This is a genomic window from Cellulophaga sp. L1A9, from assembly GCF_009797025.1.
In the GTDB taxonomy this organism is placed as follows: domain Bacteria; phylum Bacteroidota; class Bacteroidia; order Flavobacteriales; family Flavobacteriaceae; genus Cellulophaga.
Genome location: NZ_CP047027.1, coordinates 1716697 through 1733064, shown reverse-complemented (window position 1 = coordinate 1733064; position 16368 = coordinate 1716697). Strand labels below are relative to the sequence as shown.

At 33.2% G+C, this 16368-nt stretch carries 19 protein-coding genes; 16 read left to right on the top strand and 3 right to left on the bottom strand.

Features of this window, described 5'->3' with window-relative positions; genetic code table 11:
• Nucleotides 1-28 precede the first annotated feature (28 nt).
• The 8 genes from GQR94_RS07430 (at nt 29) to GQR94_RS07395 (ending at nt 7306) form a co-directional block, all read left to right on the top strand.
• Nucleotides 29-1099, top strand: coding sequence for a sensor histidine kinase (locus GQR94_RS07430; RefSeq protein ID WP_158974891.1), 1071 nt, complete (start codon nt 29-31; stop codon nt 1097-1099).
• A complete protein-coding gene (locus tag GQR94_RS07425; RefSeq protein ID WP_158974890.1) occupies nt 1096-1782 on the top strand; it encodes a LytTR family DNA-binding domain-containing protein in 687 nt (228 codons plus the stop codon). The genes GQR94_RS07430 and GQR94_RS07425 overlap by 4 nt, the downstream gene beginning before the upstream one ends.
• A gap of 95 nt (nt 1783-1877) precedes the next feature.
• On the top strand, nt 1878-3158 hold the full coding sequence (locus GQR94_RS07420; RefSeq protein WP_158974889.1) for a DUF3500 domain-containing protein: 1281 nt from the start codon (nt 1878-1880) through the stop codon (nt 3156-3158).
• Nucleotides 3159-3489: 331 nt separating this feature from the next.
• On the top strand, nt 3490-3849 hold the full coding sequence (locus GQR94_RS07415) for a fructose 1,6-bisphosphatase (RefSeq protein ID WP_158974888.1): 360 nt from the start codon (nt 3490-3492) through the stop codon (nt 3847-3849).
• Nucleotides 3850-3868: 19 nt separating this feature from the next.
• Nucleotides 3869-4714: a cell envelope biogenesis protein OmpA gene (locus GQR94_RS07410; RefSeq protein WP_158974887.1), complete on the top strand. Its 846-nt coding sequence runs from the start codon at nt 3869-3871 to the stop codon at nt 4712-4714.
• A complete protein-coding gene (locus GQR94_RS07405; RefSeq protein WP_158974886.1) occupies nt 4701-5189 on the top strand; it encodes a Rab family GTPase in 489 nt (162 codons plus the stop codon). The genes GQR94_RS07410 and GQR94_RS07405 overlap by 14 nt, the downstream gene beginning before the upstream one ends.
• A gap of 1 nt (nt 5190) precedes the next feature.
• On the top strand, nt 5191-6729 hold the full coding sequence (locus GQR94_RS07400) for an ATP-binding protein (protein ID WP_158974885.1): 1539 nt from the start codon (nt 5191-5193) through the stop codon (nt 6727-6729).
• A 418-nt stretch (nt 6730-7147) separates the two neighbouring features.
• Entirely contained in the window at nt 7148-7306 is a 159-nt protein-coding gene (locus GQR94_RS07395; RefSeq protein ID WP_158974884.1) for a hypothetical protein, read from the top strand.
• Nucleotides 7307-7494: 188 nt separating this feature from the next.
• Here GQR94_RS07395 and GQR94_RS07390 read toward each other — a convergent pair whose 3' ends face one another.
• Entirely contained in the window at nt 7495-8250 is a 756-nt protein-coding gene (locus GQR94_RS07390) for a sulfite exporter TauE/SafE family protein (protein ID WP_158974883.1), read from the bottom strand.
• A gap of 79 nt (nt 8251-8329) precedes the next feature.
• Here GQR94_RS07390 and GQR94_RS07385 point away from each other — a divergent pair, with 79 nt between their 5' ends.
• Both GQR94_RS07385 and GQR94_RS07380 read left to right on the top strand, forming a co-directional pair.
• Entirely contained in the window at nt 8330-9421 is a 1092-nt protein-coding gene (locus GQR94_RS07385; protein ID WP_158974882.1) for an acyltransferase family protein, read from the top strand.
• A 47-nt stretch (nt 9422-9468) separates the two neighbouring features.
• Nucleotides 9469-9711 carry a putative signal transducing protein gene (locus GQR94_RS07380; RefSeq protein ID WP_158974881.1) on the top strand — a complete coding sequence of 81 codons (243 nt, stop codon included), beginning with the start codon at nt 9469-9471 and terminating at the stop codon, nt 9709-9711.
• Here GQR94_RS07380 and GQR94_RS07375 read toward each other — a convergent pair.
• Nucleotides 9708-10298, bottom strand: a complete 591-nt coding sequence (locus tag GQR94_RS07375) for a riboflavin synthase (RefSeq protein ID WP_158974880.1) — start codon at nt 10296-10298, stop codon at nt 9708-9710. The two genes, GQR94_RS07380 and GQR94_RS07375, sit on opposite strands and share 4 nt — an antisense overlap.
• Before the next feature lie 58 nt (nt 10299-10356).
• Here GQR94_RS07375 and pdxA point away from each other — a divergent pair, with 58 nt between their 5' ends.
• The 6 genes from pdxA (at nt 10357) to accC (ending at nt 15441) form a co-directional block, all read left to right on the top strand.
• Nucleotides 10357-11412, top strand: coding sequence for a 4-hydroxythreonine-4-phosphate dehydrogenase PdxA (gene pdxA / locus GQR94_RS07370; RefSeq protein ID WP_158974879.1), 1056 nt, complete (start codon nt 10357-10359; stop codon nt 11410-11412).
• Nucleotides 11413-11570: 158 nt separating this feature from the next.
• Nucleotides 11571-12107 carry a DUF177 domain-containing protein gene (locus GQR94_RS07365; protein ID WP_158974878.1) on the top strand — a complete coding sequence of 179 codons (537 nt, stop codon included), beginning with the start codon at nt 11571-11573 and terminating at the stop codon, nt 12105-12107.
• A 9-nt stretch (nt 12108-12116) separates the two neighbouring features.
• Nucleotides 12117-12314: a 50S ribosomal protein L32 gene (gene rpmF / locus GQR94_RS07360; protein WP_013550138.1), complete on the top strand. Its 198-nt coding sequence runs from the start codon at nt 12117-12119 to the stop codon at nt 12312-12314.
• Nucleotides 12315-12487: 173 nt separating this feature from the next.
• On the top strand, nt 12488-13486 hold the full coding sequence (locus tag GQR94_RS07355; protein ID WP_158974877.1) for a beta-ketoacyl-ACP synthase III: 999 nt from the start codon (nt 12488-12490) through the stop codon (nt 13484-13486).
• Between the two features lie 32 nt (nt 13487-13518).
• Nucleotides 13519-14001, top strand: coding sequence for an acetyl-CoA carboxylase biotin carboxyl carrier protein (gene accB, locus GQR94_RS07350; protein WP_158974876.1), 483 nt, complete (start codon nt 13519-13521; stop codon nt 13999-14001).
• A gap of 90 nt (nt 14002-14091) precedes the next feature.
• Nucleotides 14092-15441: an acetyl-CoA carboxylase biotin carboxylase subunit gene (gene accC / locus GQR94_RS07345; protein WP_158974875.1), complete on the top strand. Its 1350-nt coding sequence runs from the start codon at nt 14092-14094 to the stop codon at nt 15439-15441.
• Between the two features lie 73 nt (nt 15442-15514).
• Here accC and GQR94_RS07340 read toward each other — a convergent pair whose 3' ends face one another.
• Nucleotides 15515-16339, bottom strand: coding sequence for an SUMF1/EgtB/PvdO family nonheme iron enzyme (locus tag GQR94_RS07340; protein ID WP_158974874.1), 825 nt, complete (start codon nt 16337-16339; stop codon nt 15515-15517).
• Nucleotides 16340-16368 lie beyond the last annotated feature (29 nt).

The following is a 16368-nucleotide window of genomic DNA, read 5'->3' as shown; positions in this document are numbered from 1 at the left end:
AATAATTTTTTAGAACCTGTAGTAAGATATGATAGGCGATTTTAAAATTTTAGAAAAGCAAAAACTTCGAATTAATGTATTAATAGGCTTAGGTCTTACGACGATTCCTATCCTAACTTCTCCTGATGTAAATCTGGGCTTAGAATTATTCAAAGTGGCGCCTTTTCAAAGAAATTTTTTGAGCTATCAATTATTAACGATTTTCTTTTTCACTAGTTATTATTACATCATACCTAATTTTTATTTCAACAAAAAATGGGTGTATTTAGTGCTAATTTTAATCGTTGGGTATTTGTTAGTTATAAAATTCCCACAATTTTTGATTAGTGATTTTTCTGTGCGCAAATCAAATAATCTGCATTTAGGACCATTTAGAGATGGTATTTCTAAGTCAAGCGGATTCGGTTCATTAAATTTTATTCTATCGAGAGATAGTCATTTGCTTCAATTCATTGGTATTTTTTTCCTTTCGCTCTACTTAAGAGTAAATGAACGATTAACAGAGATAAACAATGAGAAGCTCTTAACAGAAATAGCCTATTTGAAATCTCAAATAAACCCTCATTTTTTATTTAACACGTTAAATAGCTTGTTTGCGCTAGCCTTGACAAAATCAGACAAAACACCGCAAGCTATTTTGCAGTTATCAGATTTAATGCGTTATGTAATTACCCAAAATAATCAGCAGTTCATAGCTTTAGATAAAGAAGTTGGGTATTTAAAAAGTTTCATTGATTTACAAAAACTTAGATTGACGGAAAAAACAACTTTAAGAACTGAATTTCGTGGAGATTTTGCAAATCAAGAAATAAATCCATTAATGTTAATCTGTATTATTGAAAATGCTTTTAAATATGGCTCTGATGCTGAGAATAACTCTGAAATTGAAATAAGTTTAGTTCTCGAAGACAATATTTTAAAACTAAACGTAACTAATACAATAGTAAAATCAACAGAGAGAATAAAAAATCAGTCCACTTCATTGGGGCTAAAAAATACCAAAAAACAACTAGAGCTATTTTATGCAAATAGGTATAAGCTGAATGTTGTTAGTAATATGGAATACTTCAAAGTTAATCTTGAGATAGAATTAAAATGATAAAAGCAATAGCTATAGATGACGAGCCATTGGCCTTACAGGTTATTCAAGTTTATTGTGATTCATTGAGCAATATTTCTTTAGAAAAAACTTTTTCTGATTTAAACAAAGCTAAAACCTTTTTAAACAAATTTCCTGTAGACGTAATTTTTTTAGATATAGAAATGCCAAATAAGAGTGGAATAGATTTCTATAAATCCTTAAATATAGATGTGAAAGTAATTTTTACAACGGCCTATGAAAAATATGCAATAGAAGGGTTTAATGTTGATGCAATTGATTATTTACTAAAACCAATTTCATTTGAGCGCTTTAAAAAAGCAGTTCTGAGAGTTCAAAATTTTAAGGCTATTACCGTTGATAATTTTGATGCGAATACGCATTTATCTATTCGTGCTAATTACAAATTAAACCGTATACCTATTGATCTAATCATTTATGTAGAAGCTATGAATGATTATGTTAAGATTTATATAGATGGCGAAAAGGCTATTGTAGCGCGTGCTACAATGAAAAATATTTTACAAGAATTACCGTGCTTAAAATTTATCAGAATACATAAGTCTTTTATAGTTTCCATTAAGTATATAAAAAATATTAGTGCAATAGATATAGTTATTATAGATAGGAGTCTTCCCATAGGTAACAGTTATAAAAAGGAATTAGACCAGCTCTTTCCTTAATATTAACCGCAAACATTGCTGTGTTTATCGCATTTTTTTTTATACCGTTACAGTATCAAATACCTTTATTTTTTAATAGTTTAAAATCTTAGAAAATGAAAGTTCAAAAATTAAAACCAATATTTTTATCTTTTCTTTTCATTGTATTTGTGGCATGTGGTTCAGACGACACAACTAATGATGAGATAGAAGATACAACTGATGATGATACAACAAGCACAACAGAATGTACCACAACTGGTACTGTTGATCAATCTACAAATACCGAGATAGAAACTATGCGAGCTGCAGTAGTGAGCTTTAGGAGTTCTTTGTCTGATGATTTATTGGAGGAAATTTCAGTTTGTTTAGATGATGAGCGTTTCTATTTATGGCATAATACACCAGCAAACGATGACAATAGAGATGGTATCACGTATGGCGATTTAACAGCGGATCAATTAATAGCTTTCAAAGATATTTTACAACTATTCTTAAGTTCTCAAGGATATCAGAAAGTATATGAAATTACAGAATTATCTGAAGGTTGGTTAAATAACGTGATGAGTGATGTTTGGAATCCTGATTTTTACTCAATTGATATGTTTGGTGACCCAGAAACGAGTGGCTCTTGGGGTTTTCAATTAGACGGCCACCATTGTGTACTTAACTTTTTGGTGCATGGCGATAATGTTTCTATTGTACCTGCTTTCTTAGGAGGGGAACCCGCAGCTGATACTTGGAACGGCGAAGATTTTGATATATTTTCTGATGAAAGAGATTTAGCGCTTACACTTTACAATAGCTTTGATTCGACAGAACTTGAAGCGGCTTCAACAACCTCTACAACACACTCTTTAGAAGTGGGGCCTGCTGATATGAATGGGGATCCCGATCCTTATAGAGGAACTTATGATTATTCAGGATTCGCCATAGGTTTAAAATATTCCGAAATGTCTACAGCTGCACAGGCAAATCTATTACTGGTAATGAAAGAGTATGTTTATAATTTAACAGACAATTTCGCAGATGTTTGGTGGGCAGATATTAGCGCAAATATAGATGACACCTATTTTGTTTGGATAAATGACTCTGGGACGACGCCTACTGCAACATCCGAATTTTATTATAGAATTTACAATCCATATTTATGGGCTGAATTTAATACCGAAGGTTCTACAGGGGCAAATGCTAGTACAATAGCAGATTATAATCATATTCATACTATTACGCGTATCCCAAATAATCCTACTACAGATGACGGCGGAGATTATGGTATTTTTGCGCTAATGATTAATCAAAATGGTCCTAAAACGCTTTTAGAGCATTACGCACACGCAGACCATCATAAGTATACGCACAAGAAATTTGACTATACCCTTAATGTTACGTTATAAGATTTTTTAAAAAAACGGACATTGAATACTATTAAAAGTGAAAACTAATACTTACCAAAGTATTAGTTTTCACTTTTTGGCTTGTAGCCATCCAGATTTAAGTACTAGGGTTACTTTATCAAAAAAAAAGTAAACCAAATCTATGAAAACTTATATTTCAAATTTTCTAATAATTTAGATAGAGCTCTACTATCCTTGCGGTCTCGGCTAAATTTAGTAATTTTACCTACTTATTTATTTCTGAATCAAAGCCTTTTATTAAAGATAAGGGCTTAACTTATAGATAAAAAAGTGGGAGCACAACAAACAATTTCAACCAATTTTTCTGCATATGTCAACAAATAGTAAGCCGGTAATAGATTTAAATAACAAGGACGAACAAGTAGGTTCAAAAATCGATTTAATCAAAAACCTTATTTTTGGTGATGATATTCAGGCGTATGACTCTGAATTTGAAGCGCTTAGAAAAGATATTCTTGAGAAGAAGAGAATTTTAGAAGAGCTTATTGAAGAAGTAAGAACAGAGCTTAATACAGCTTTAGATTCTGTAGCTACAGACGTTAATATTAGAGTAACGGAGCTAGAAGAAAAATTAGAAGACAAGATTGAAACTCTAGATGCTGAAAAACTTGATAAAAAGACTTTGGGCAATATTTTAATCGAATTAGGGGAAAAAGTAAGCAAAAAGTAGTTTTTTAAATAAAATTATCATGGTGGAGAAAGACAAAGTAGAGCTTCTTAGGGACATTTTGTTTACTGATGACCGTGTTTTTGCTGAAAAAATAGCGAATCGTATAAAAGTTATAGAAGAAACCGTTAATGAAAGAGAACAACTTTCGGAAAAGGTGAACCCTATAATCGCTCAAAAAATAGACGAATTTATAGCAGATATTCCTAAGACATTAGGGCCTACAATTACGGAAACCTTAAAGGAAGAAATTCGTAAGAATAAAGATGATATTGTAGATGCCCTATATCCTATTTTAGGTAAAATGATTAAGAAATACATCTCTCAGGAGATGAAAATTCTATCAGAGAAAATTAATCAGAAATTATCAGCATCACGTTGGAAAACAAAATTTAAATCCTGGTTTAGTGGTGTAAAAGAAGAAGAAATTATTCTTAGTGAATTGCAATCCGCGCACATTGAACAGGTGCTTTTAATAGAAAGAGGTTCTGGTATTTTAGCAGCGAGTTATACCAAGTCTGAAACGATAGATGAGGATATGATTTCAGGAATGCTAACAGCGATAAAGGGTTTCGTAGAAGATGCTTTCGGACAGAAAAATCAGAATTTAGAATTAATAGAATACGAATTATACAATATTCACTTACAGAGTTTTGTCTCGTATTACGTAGCGGTAGTAATTTCAGGCAATTATTCTATGAGTTCAAAGGATAAGGTTCAAGACCTTATTTTCGATTTTTACGATGATTTTATGGGGAAAAATTTAGATTCACTTTTCGCTTCAGAAAAGGAATCAGATAAAAAAATAATGGACAGAGAAACACTTGAAAAAGAGCTACTCGTAAAATTTGAAAATGCAAGTATCTAAAAAAATTGTAGTCTTAGGACATTTTGGGGTGGGTAAAACCTCATTAATTAGGCGTTTTGTAGAAGATAGTTTTTCAGACAACTATAAGGTATCTATTGGCGTTCATATCACAAAAAAGGTAGTAACCATTACTCCAGAAGAAAAAGTATCACTTATACTTTGGGATTTAGAAGGAACAGATGATCTAACAACTATAAGAGATGCGTATTTATTAGGAACGCATGGCGTTGTATTTGTATTTGATGTGACCAGACCTTCTACCTTTCAGGCTTTAAATTCCGATTTAGATTCTGTAAGAACTAAAATATCAAAGACACCACTTTTGGTGGTGGGTAATAAAGTAGATTTAGTATTGAAAGAAGATTTAGAAAAATTATTTAAGAAAAATAATATAGAAACAAATTTTTTAACGAGTGCCAAAACAGGTAATGCGGTAAATGATTTGTTCCTACATTTAGCTAAATTATTACATTAGAATGCTAGATCAGTACCACAAAGAATATGCGACAAAAAATGTTCAATTTGTTTTAATAGATGAAGAGGGTACTATTCTACAGTCAGATCAAGCCTTTTTAAATTTAGAAGTAAAAACTTCAATATTTGAGGTACACGCATTTTTCTATACTTTCGATTCTATAAAAGATACTTTAGATAAGGAGGTCTTATTTAATTGTGTGCATATAAATTTTGAGGATAAGGATTATGTTGCAGATATTAGGTTTGCTAAAAAGAAAGAAGGTTATTTAGTCATTATATCAGACTATACAAGTCATTATACAGAATACCAGGCTATTGCGCAAACCCGTAATGAATCCATTATAAATGGTGAGCTTGTGGCTATAAAAAATGCCGAATTAGAAGTAAGAGAAAATTTTAAAAACTCATTTATTCGTAATTTTAGTCATGAGTTGCGTAATCCACTGACCAGTATAATTTCAATCACCAAGATATTATCAGATACAGAACTTAGCAATCAACAGCAAGATATGTTGGCGTTCTTACAGCAGTCTAATTCCAATCTAAAATTTCTTTTAGATGATATTTTGAGTATTAGTATGATTTCTTCTGGAAGGCTTAAGCTACGAGAAAATATCTTTAGTTTATCACAGCTCTTTGATTTATTACGATTCACGTATAAAACGAAGGCAAGTGACAGCAATATTGATTTTGAAGTTAAGGTAGATAAGAAAATTGCAGACTTAGTTGAAGGAGACCGTTTACGTTTGTTTCAAGTACTTACTAATTTATTGGATAATGCTTTTAAGTATACTCAAAGTGGAAAAATTACACTAGACATCCAATTAAATCAAAAAAGAGCAAATAGATTAAACTTGCGTTTTGAGGTGGTAGATACTGGGGCGGGTATTTCAATAGAAAATCAAACAACTATTTTCGAGAGTTTTTCTCAGCTAGATGGAAACCAAAGTTCAGAAGTGTCTAAAGGTACTGGATTGGGCTTATCTATCGTAAAAGGATTGCTAAAGTTAATGGATTCAGAAATCAAAGTAGTTTCTAATGTCGAAGACGGCTCTACTTTTTATTTTGATTTAACCTTAAAACAACCATTGCCCAATAATGGTAGGACGAGCATTATTACACCTCGTAAAAAGAAGGAGAAAAAAGCCATATTTAAAACAGATAAAAAATATAGAATTCTTTTAGCAGAAGATGATATTAACGTTCAAACTGTTTTGTTTAAATTACTTTTAGATACAAATTTCTTTTATATAGACCTGGTAAGTGATGGGGCTATGATTATGGAGAAATTGATTAATGAAGATTACGATTTATTATTAATGGATATTAATTTACCTAATGTTAGTGGAGATCAAGTCGCTAGAGTAATCCGAGATTTCCCTTTTAAGAACATAAAAAAAATACCGATTATAGGCATCACTGCATATTCTTATGAAGATGACTTAAAAGCTTTTAAAAAGGCGGGAATGAATGCTGTTTTATCTAAGCCTTTTGAGCACGACGATCTTTTAAAAACAATGGCTAAATATCTTAAATAGCCCTAAGTTAATATGGCAATACGTTCGTATTCCATTCTTAAATCCAATTAAAAAAATTATCTACTTTACACAATTATTAATATATTGTGTAGGAAAAATATTGTTAAAATGTATTTTAACGATTTAATCATGCTTATTAACGAAGAATTGAATTTGCCCATTTACAATTCTTCGAGATGGTATTAGTGCCCTATTTTTACATAAGATTTGAAGCTTGAAAGAGTTTAAAGATCTAGAGAACATATGATTAGCTTAGTAACCATAAATAAATTATAACATATGAATTCTTCATATTTAGTATTTTTTCTGTTTGTGTCGAGCACAATTTGTTTTCTGTATTCACTCTTTTTGGTGTTGAATTTATTCTCAATTAAAAAGAAGTTAAGCACATTTTTTAAAAAAAAAGAACAACCTATAAATGAAACAATTAACAATATCAATAGTGATGGGATTGCTATGTGTAACCACATGGGTATTAGCAGCGCCAGTACTAGAAACAAGTAAAGAAGAAGTAAAAAAAGAAACGTCAGTTTTAAATAACGGCGATAATAATTTAGCGAGTAAGCACAAACACTAACCATGTTATAAAAGTGCAAGAACGATAACAAACCCAATTACAAATGGTTGAATAGTAAAGTGTTTGTTATGTTCCCCTAAAAGGGTATTTTGAAAGCAATTTCAAATGCCCTTTTTTCATTTTTAAAAGTCAAAGTATTTTTTTTCCTAGCCTAAGTTAGGGCTTTAGGTGTAGTACGACCGTAGGGATTATCGAATTAAAATCAGCAAAGCACCCAAAGCAGTTAAAATAAGAATCATTTTTCGATAAAATTCATCTTTAATTATTTTAACCAAACGTACCCCTATTAAAAGGCCCAATAAAATACCGGGAACCAATCTTAGATTAATCCACAATGTTTCTGGTGTAATTGTTTCCCATACAAAGATGTGAAACGGCAGTTTAAATACATTGACAATAAAGAACAGCCAAGCAGCAGTACCAATAAATTCATTTTTAGGCAATCGCATAGCTAAGAAGAAAATATTAGAAAAAGCACCTGCTAAATTTCCAATCATTGTAGTGATCCCAGCCATGATACCTATAGATCCTGCGAATGCCCAGTGTGTTGGTACAGATTTACTTTTTCTGCGATCCCACCAATACATCATTACAACACTCCCAAGTATTATAAAGGCCATTCCAAATTTAAACGTCTCTTCGTCTAAATCTTTTCCTATAAGAACACCAATGAGTACACCAGAAATCATCCACGGTAAAAAACGTAAGATATACCTCCATTGCGTGTGTCTATTATAATAAATTACGGCAAAAATATCACCAGCGATAAGTAATGGCACAATAAGACCTGTAGATTCTTTAGCCCCAAACGCAATAGCCATTAAAGTGACAATAATAATAGCAATACCTTTAATTCCCGACTTTGAAATTCCTAAAATTATTGCGGCTAAAAATGCCAATATCCAAGAAGATTGCGAAATATTTGATAAAAGGATTAAATACATGTACTGTGTGGCTGAATGGGGTGCAAAAGTATCGTAAAATAATTAACTTTAAAGCTGGACCAGCTAAACCTTAGAATAGATGAAAGAAAGAATTATTGCGGTAGATATCTTTAGGGGGATGACGATTGTTTTGATGATTTTAGTAAATAACCCAGGTACTTGGGCCGCAGTATATGCTCCTTTTCTACATGCCGATTGGCATGGCTATAGTCCAACAGATTTGGTATTTCCTTTTTTCTTATTTATTGTCGGTACCTCTATTGTGTTTGCGTACAGCACTAAAAAAGTTACGGCGAGCACCTATAAAAAAATTATAAGTAGGAGTCTTAAATTAATAGGGTTAGGCTTGTTCTTAGGGGCTTTTACCTTAAGTTTTCCATTTGTAAAAGATTTTTCTGAAATTCGTTTTCCGGGTGTGTTGCAAAGAATTGGGCTTGTGTTTTTTGTTACCTCTATTTTATTTCTAAATCTTAATTGGAAACAATTGATAGGAGTTACCGTGTTTATACTTGTTGGGTATTGGGTGGCTATGGGTTTTATTCCTGTAAACGGAATAGCTTCTACCTTTGATAGGGCTCCAAATAACCTGACAAATTATATCGATTTAAATGTTTTAGGGAGCCACATGTGGAAAGATGACTATGATCCGGAAGGCTTGTTGAGTACCATACCTGCAATTGCCAGTTGTCTTCTAGGTGTTTTTACAGGAAAAATTTTACTTTCAAAGCAACAAAACAAAACGACAATAATATTGGGTTTAGGAGTGATGTTGCTGATTGTGGGACATGCATGGCATTTTATTTTTCCAATAAATAAAGCGTTGTGGTCTAGTAGTTTTGTATTGGTAACCGCTGGTTGGGCCAATTTAATTTTAGCCTTAATTTATTATAGTACAGATGTGAAAAAAGTGCAATTTGGAACTATTTTCAAATATGCAGGGGCAAATGCTATTACCGTTTTTTTCTTATCTAGTTTTATTGGTAAGTTATTTGGTTTAATTAAGGTAGGTGAGGATCGTGTTTCAATACATTCTTGGCTCTTCAATACCTTGTATGTTCATGATTTTTTACCCATGCAGCTTTCGTCATTACTTTATGCTATTACCGTAATGAGTTGCTATTTATTATTAGCTTTTGTACTTTATAAAAGACAAATTTTTATTAAAGTTTAGTGGCTATCCATAAGATTATTGTAGTTTTAATTTAAACAAGAAATATTATGATCGATAGTGAAAAATACACTAAAATATATAGTGGTACTCAAGTAGCAGTTATTCTTTTAAAAGGCCTATTTGAAGAAGCAAACATTCCGTTTATTGAAAAAAACGAACAGAATTCTGGCGTGATTGCCGGTTTTGTCGGGGGCACAGAATCTACAATATCCTTATCTGTATTAGAGAAAGACAAGGATAAAGCAGAGGGTATTGTTGCGGAATACAAGAATGGTGTCGCTAAAAATTAAATCCTATTAGCCATTAATTTAGCTACATATTTTCCAATGACATCAAATTCAAGGTTAACAATAGTTCCTTTTTTATAGGTTTTAAAACGAGTATGCTCGTAGGTGTAAGGGATAATAGCAACGCTAAAGGTGTTGTTGCCTGAATTTACGACAGTTAAACTGGTTCCGTCAATAGTGATGGAGCCTTTTTCTATCGTAGGGTTATTTAAGGTAGCATCATACTCAAAAGTAAATAACCAGCTTCCGTCTTTTTCTTCCACGTTTATACAGGTTCCAATTTGGTCTACGTGTCCTTGAACAATATGGCCATCTAAACGGGATCCTAGAATCATAGCACGTTCTAAATTTACCTTATCCCCAACATTTAATTGGTCTAAATTTGTTTTTTGTAAGGTTTCATCAATAGCTGTTACGGTGTAAGAATCGCCTTTTACAGCTACAACGGTTAAACAAACACCATTATGAGATACACTTTGGTCAATTTTAAGATCTGGAGTAATTGTAGACTTCACAGTAATGTGTAAATTAGTGTCTTCTTTCTGTAAAGTCTTTACTTCTCCTAAAGTTTCAATTATTCCTGTAAACATGTGTCGTTTTAATTAACTAGTTTTGTGGTGTAAAATTACTATAAACCCATAAGATATCATGGAGGAAAGACAAAAAATTAAAGTAGGGGTTTCTATTGGCGATTTAAATGGAATAGGTTGTGAGGTCGTATTGAAAACTTTTGAAGATACTCGAATGTTAGATTTCTGCACTCCTGTGATTTTTGCATCAAATAAAACAATATCATATCAAAAATCTGAACTAAATATAGAGATTAACTATCATGGGGTGCAAGAGGCGTCTAAGGCCTTAGATGGTAAAATCAATGTCGTTAATGTATGGCGCGAAATTCCGAATATTAAATTTGGAGAGGCCACTAAAGAGGCTGGAGATTTTGCTATCAAATCATTGAAAGCTGCAGTGCAAGCATTGAAAGAAGGAGCAATAGATGTTTTGGTAACGGCTCCAATAAATAAAAGCAATATACAGGCTGATGATTTTAATTTTCCAGGACATACAGATTTTCTTGCACAAGAGTTGGAAGGAGAAAGTTTAATGTTCATGATCACAGACGATTTAAAAGTAGGGTTGCTTACAGATCATATTGCGGTAAAAGATGTTGCGACGGCTATTACGCCAGAATTAATTAAAAGTAAAGTAGCTACCATAGAAAATTCTTTGAAAATGGATTTTGGTATCTCTAAGCCAAAAATTGCAATATTGGGGATTAACCCGCATAGTGGAGATAATGGCATTATAGGGAAAGAAGATGATGATACCTTAAAGCCAGCAATACACGAGCTTTCAGAGGCCGGTCATTTGGTTTTTGGCCCTTATGCAGCAGATAGCTTTTTTGGTTCTGATGGTTACAAGAAATTTGATGCTATTTTAGCAGCATACCACGATCAAGGTTTAATTCCGTTTAAAACGATATCGTTTGGAAAAGGAGTAAATTATACTGCGGGCTTAAATAAAGTGCGTACTTCTCCAGATCATGGAACTGCATATGAAATTGCAGGAAAAGGAAAGGCAGATCATAGCTCTTTTGAGGAAGCTGTTTTTAAGGCGATAGAAATTTTTAGAAATAGAAAAGAATATAGCGAGCTAACGGCAAATCCACTTAAAAAGTCAAGATTAAAACGAGAATTTAGATAAATAAGTTGGGCGAGAAATAATTTTTAGCTGATTATAGTAGTAAATACAGCCTCTAAACGCTATTTTACAAAATAAGCTAAAAAGTTGGGTTTTAGTAAAATAATAGTATCTTTGCACCCGCCTTTACGTGGCAGGAGCACTAATAATAAGTGTCAAACATGAAGAAGCATAAAGAGTTTGTGATTCCTTTTTCAGGATTGAAGCAGGGAAGACACGAATTTAATTTTGAAATAGAGAATACGTTCTTTGAATCTTTTGAATATGATGAGTTTAATAACGCTGCTATTCAATTAGAAGTGATATTAAATAGATCTAGTACGATGTTAGAGTTAGAGATAGCTGCGACGGGTACAGTAAACGTTTATTGTGATGTTACCAATGAGCCTTATGACCAACCTATAGAAGCTGATTTAGAGCTGCTAGTTAAGTTTGGTGAAGAGTTTAATGATGACAATGATGAAATTCTGATTCTCCCACACGGGGATTTTCAGGTAGATATTTCACAATATGTTTATGAAATGATCGTTTTAGCTGTGCCGCTTAAAAAAGTACATCCTGGAGTTGAGGATGGCACTTTAAAGTCAGCAACATTAGAAAAGCTAGAAAAATTACATCCAAAGGAAGTAAAAGAAAATAAAAATAAAGAAACGGATCCTCGTTGGGATTCATTAAAAAAGTTATTAACGGATAAATAAGTTTTAAAAATGGCGCATCCAAAACGGAAGATTTCCAGAACAAGAAGAGATAAAAGAAGAACACATTATAAGGCTGTTGCCCCTACTCTTGCAAAAGATCCAACAACTGGAGAAATGCATTTGTACCACAGAGCACACTGGCATGAAGGTAAATTATATTACAGAGGCCAAGTTTTAATTGATAATACAGAAGAAGCAGTTGCTTAATTAACTTCTGATGAAAGTATATGGACTCCCACTTGTAAAAGTTGGGAGTTTTTTTATGACAGCAATTCAAATTTTTAAAAACAAGAGTTTTTAAGATAAAAAGTCGCAAAAATTGACTATTTTTCACCAAATTTGTTGCTTTTTTAAAGATTTAAGCACAAAAACGTTTCTAAATGACTAAACTATCAGCGGCCATCACGGCGGTAGGGGGCTATGTCCCTGAGTTCGTAATGACGAATAAAATGTTGGAAGAACTAGTAGATACTAATGATGAATGGATCACTACTAGAACAGGTATTAAAGAAAGAAGAGTACTTAAAAAAGAAGGAGTTGGTACGTCATATATGGCTATTAAAGCTGCGGAAGATTTAATAAAAAAGAGGGGTATAGACCCTAGTGAAATAGATCTAGTACTAGTGGGTACGGCAACACCGGATACTTTAGTGGCGTCAACAGCTGCATTTGTAGCCTCAGAAATAGGTGCTACTAATGCGTTTGCATTTGATTTGCTAGCGGCATGTTCAAGTTTCTTGTTTGGAATGTCTACGGCTGCAGGTTTTATAGAATCTGGAAAGTATAAGAAAGTACTTTTAATAGGGGCAGATAAAATGTCGTCTATTATTGATTATGAAGACAGAACTACGTGTATTATTTTTGGAGATGGAGCAGGTGCTGCACTTTTTGAGCCCAATGAAGAAGGTTTAGGAATGCAAGATGAGTATTTGCGCTCTGATGGTAATGGAAGAGAATATTTAAGTATGAATGGTGGTGGGTCTATAATGCCGGCCACTGAAGAGTCTGTAAAGAATAAACAACACTATATTTTTCAAGACGGGAAAACAGTATTTAAATTTGCCGTGTCTAAAATGGCAGACGCAGCAGCTGAAATCATGGAACGTAATTCATTAACACATGATGATGTTTCTTGGTTGGTACCACATCAAGCCAATAAGCGTATTATTGATGCCACAGCCAATAGAATGGGCTTGGATCATGATAGAGTGATGATGAATATTCAAAAGTATGGCAATACGACATCGGCAACTTTACCGCTTTTATTATACGATTACGAAAAGCAATTAAAAAAAGGGGACAACTTAGTTTTTGCTGCTTTCGGAGGAGGATTCACTTGGGGATCTATATATTTAAAATGGGCATATAACTCAAAATAACAATATCAACTATTATATTAAACTAGAATTCGATGGATATTAAAGAAATTCAAAGCTTGATTAAATTTGTAGCCAAATCTGGTGCTAGCGAGGTTAAATTAGAGATGGAAGACATCAAAATAACGATCCGCACTGGGGCAGCTGGTTTAGAACCAACTACATATGTTCAACAAATACCAATGGCACAAAATCAAATGATGCCAGCCGCACCTGCTAAGGAAGATGCTACTTCAGTAGAAATTGCAGCCAAAGCAGAGGTTAATGATGATGATAAATATATTACCATCAAGTCTCCAATTATTGGTACATTCTATAGAAAAGCATCACCAGAAAAACCTGTTTTTGTTGAAGTAGGGAGTACAATAAACAAAGGAGATGTACTTTGTGTTATTGAAGCAATGAAATTATTCAATGATATTGAATCTGAGGTTTCAGGTAAAATCGTTAAAGTATTAGTAGACGATTCTTCACCAGTGGAATTTGATCAACCATTATTTTTGGTAGATCCATCATAAGAAATTTTAGATACTTAAATTTTAAATGGTTGTCTTCAACCATTTAAAATCCATTTAAAATTTAGGATTCAACATATAAAATTTCAAAAGATGTTTAAAAAAATATTAATTGCAAATAGAGGAGAGATTGCACTGCGCATTATCAGGACTTGTCGTGAAATGGGGATCAAAACTGTTGCAGTCTATTCTAAAGCAGATGAAGAAAGTCTGCATGTACGTTTTGCAGATGAAGCAGTATGTATTGGCCCAGCACCTAGTAGTGAGTCATATTTAAAAATACCTAATATTATAGCGGCAGCAGAAATTACAAATGCTGATGCTATTCATCCAGGATATGGGTTTTTGTCTGAAAATTCTAAATTTTCAAGAATTTGTGCAGAACACGATATTAAATTTATTGGTGCCTCTGGGGATCAAATAGATAAAATGGGTGATAAAGCTACTGCAAAACTAACAATGAAAGAAGCTGGAGTACCTTGTGTACCTGGTTCTGATGGCTTATTAAAAGATGTTGCAGATGCCAAGAAGATTGCTAAAAAAATGGGATATCCCGTTATGATTAAAGCAACCGCTGGTGGTGGTGGAAAAGGAATGCGTGCTGTTTGGAGTGAAGATAAATTAGAAGATCTTTACAATAGTGCTGTTCAAGAAGCTAAAGCTGCATTTGGTAATGGTGGTATGTACATGGAGAAACTTATTGAAGAACCACGTCATATTGAAATTCAAATTGTGGGTGATCAATACGGTAAAGCATGTCATTTATCCGAAAGAGATTGCTCTATCCAAAGACGCCATCAAAAACTTACCGAAGAAACACCTTCTCCTTTTATGACAGATAAGTTGCGAGAAGAAATGGGAGCAGCGGCGGTAAAAGCAGCAGAATATATAAAATATGAAGGCGCAGGTACTATAGAATTTTTGGTAGATAAACACCGTAACTTCTATTTTATGGAGATGAATACACGTATTCAGGTAGAACATCCAATTACAGAGCAGGTAATAGATTACGATCTTATTCGTGAGCAAATTCTTGTAGCTGCAGGTGTGCCAATCTCAGGTAAGAACTATTTGCCAAAGTTACATTCAATTGAATGTAGAATTAATGCAGAAGATCCCTACCATGATTTTCGCCCTTCACCAGGAAAAATAACAACATTACATACTCCTGGAGGTCACGGTATTCGTTTAGATACGCACGTATATAGCGGGTATACTATACCCTCAAATTACGATTCTATGATCGCAAAATTAATAACTACGGCTCAAACAAGAGAAGAGGCTATTAATAAAATGAAGCGTGCTTTAGATGAATTTGTAATTGAAGGTGTAAAAACAACCATACCTTTTCATAGACAATTAATGGATCATCCAGATTATTTGGCGGGGAATTACACCACCAAATTCATGGAAGACTTTAAAATGGATCCTCCTAAGGAATAAATAGTATAAAAAACTCCGGCATATAGCCGGAGTTTTTGTTTTGTAAGTACTATAAAAAGCTCAAGCGAAAATTTTAGTCTTTGTTTCTACATATTCTAAAGCCTTGATCCATAGCTTTTCTTTTGGCTTCATTATAACCTCTGTGAGCTACTTTAGCATAATCATCTATGTTGATCCATCCGCCACCTCTTTGTGTTCGGTATGTTCCTTTAGAGATATGTTCCGTTACATGCCATTCTTCACACCATTCCATTACATTGCCTGTCATATCATAAAAACCCAGTTCATTAGGTTTTTTTAAGCCCACAGGTTTAGTAGAGCAATGATTGTGTTGCATACTTCTGTAATTCCAGTTTCCAGAAAGAATAGTATCGCCAGTATTTTTCCAAGTCCAGGCGACACTGTCAATTACATCACTACCGCTATATGTAAAACTTTTGCTTAGCTGCCCACCTCCAGCAGCATACTCCCATTCTACCTCTGTTGGCAATCTGTAACCGCTCGCTTTTCTATTTATACGAATATCTCCCTCTAAAGTGTCTTTAGTAGTATCAATATCATAATAAGGAATTAAGCCTTCTTTTTTGCTTCTTTTATTGCAATACCTGATACAATCATACCAAGTAACCATTTCAACAGGTAAACTGTCACCTATAGTATTGGAAGGGTTTTTGGGCATAATTTCATTCCATTCTTTTTGTGTAATTTCATATTTACCCATATAAAAGTCAAGAACTTTGCCTTTAATTCCATACAACTGAGAATTCTTATTTTTCATCATTCCTCCTTCTACAAAAATAAAATTAGCGGGAGTAAGAGGTTCTACCTTCTTTTCTGCGCAGGAGCTATTTAAAAGAAGTGTTGAAATAAATAAGAAGTATACTGTAGATTTTTTCATTTAAAAAAGCAGGATTAAGTGTAGGCGAA

What these genes read in the sequence shown, in the direction of transcription:
- GQR94_RS07365 (WP_158974878.1), top strand. Translation starts at nt 11,571, where the DNA reads ATGAAGAAGCATAAAGAGTTTGTGATTCCTTTTTCAGGATTGAAGCAG.
- GQR94_RS07340 (WP_158974874.1), bottom strand. Translation starts at nt 16,339, where the DNA reads ATGAAAAAATCTACAGTATACTTCTTATTTATTTCAACACTTCTTTTA.
- GQR94_RS07375 (WP_158974880.1), bottom strand. Translation starts at nt 10,298, where the DNA reads ATGTTTACAGGAATAATTGAAACTTTAGGAGAAGTAAAGACTTTACAG.
- GQR94_RS07425 (WP_158974890.1), top strand. Translation starts at nt 1,096, where the DNA reads ATGATAAAAGCAATAGCTATAGATGACGAGCCATTGGCCTTACAGGTT.
- GQR94_RS07400 (WP_158974885.1), top strand. Translation starts at nt 5,191, where the DNA reads ATGCTAGATCAGTACCACAAAGAATATGCGACAAAAAATGTTCAATTT.
- accC (WP_158974875.1), top strand. Translation starts at nt 14,092, where the DNA reads ATGTTTAAAAAAATATTAATTGCAAATAGAGGAGAGATTGCACTGCGC.
- GQR94_RS07410 (WP_158974887.1), top strand. Translation starts at nt 3,869, where the DNA reads ATGGTGGAGAAAGACAAAGTAGAGCTTCTTAGGGACATTTTGTTTACT.
- GQR94_RS07430 (WP_158974891.1), top strand. Translation starts at nt 29, where the DNA reads ATGATAGGCGATTTTAAAATTTTAGAAAAGCAAAAACTTCGAATTAAT.
- GQR94_RS07385 (WP_158974882.1), top strand. Translation starts at nt 8,330, where the DNA reads ATGAAAGAAAGAATTATTGCGGTAGATATCTTTAGGGGGATGACGATT.
- pdxA (WP_158974879.1), top strand. Translation starts at nt 10,357, where the DNA reads ATGGAGGAAAGACAAAAAATTAAAGTAGGGGTTTCTATTGGCGATTTA.
- GQR94_RS07395 (WP_158974884.1), top strand. Translation starts at nt 7,148, where the DNA reads ATGAAACAATTAACAATATCAATAGTGATGGGATTGCTATGTGTAACC.
- GQR94_RS07405 (WP_158974886.1), top strand. Translation starts at nt 4,701, where the DNA reads ATGCAAGTATCTAAAAAAATTGTAGTCTTAGGACATTTTGGGGTGGGT.
- GQR94_RS07380 (WP_158974881.1), top strand. Translation starts at nt 9,469, where the DNA reads ATGATCGATAGTGAAAAATACACTAAAATATATAGTGGTACTCAAGTA.
- GQR94_RS07355 (WP_158974877.1), top strand. Translation starts at nt 12,488, where the DNA reads ATGACTAAACTATCAGCGGCCATCACGGCGGTAGGGGGCTATGTCCCT.
- GQR94_RS07415 (WP_158974888.1), top strand. Translation starts at nt 3,490, where the DNA reads ATGTCAACAAATAGTAAGCCGGTAATAGATTTAAATAACAAGGACGAA.
- GQR94_RS07420 (WP_158974889.1), top strand. Translation starts at nt 1,878, where the DNA reads ATGAAAGTTCAAAAATTAAAACCAATATTTTTATCTTTTCTTTTCATT.
- accB (WP_158974876.1), top strand. Translation starts at nt 13,519, where the DNA reads ATGGATATTAAAGAAATTCAAAGCTTGATTAAATTTGTAGCCAAATCT.
- GQR94_RS07390 (WP_158974883.1), bottom strand. Translation starts at nt 8,250, where the DNA reads ATGTATTTAATCCTTTTATCAAATATTTCGCAATCTTCTTGGATATTG.
- rpmF (WP_013550138.1), top strand. Translation starts at nt 12,117, where the DNA reads ATGGCGCATCCAAAACGGAAGATTTCCAGAACAAGAAGAGATAAAAGA.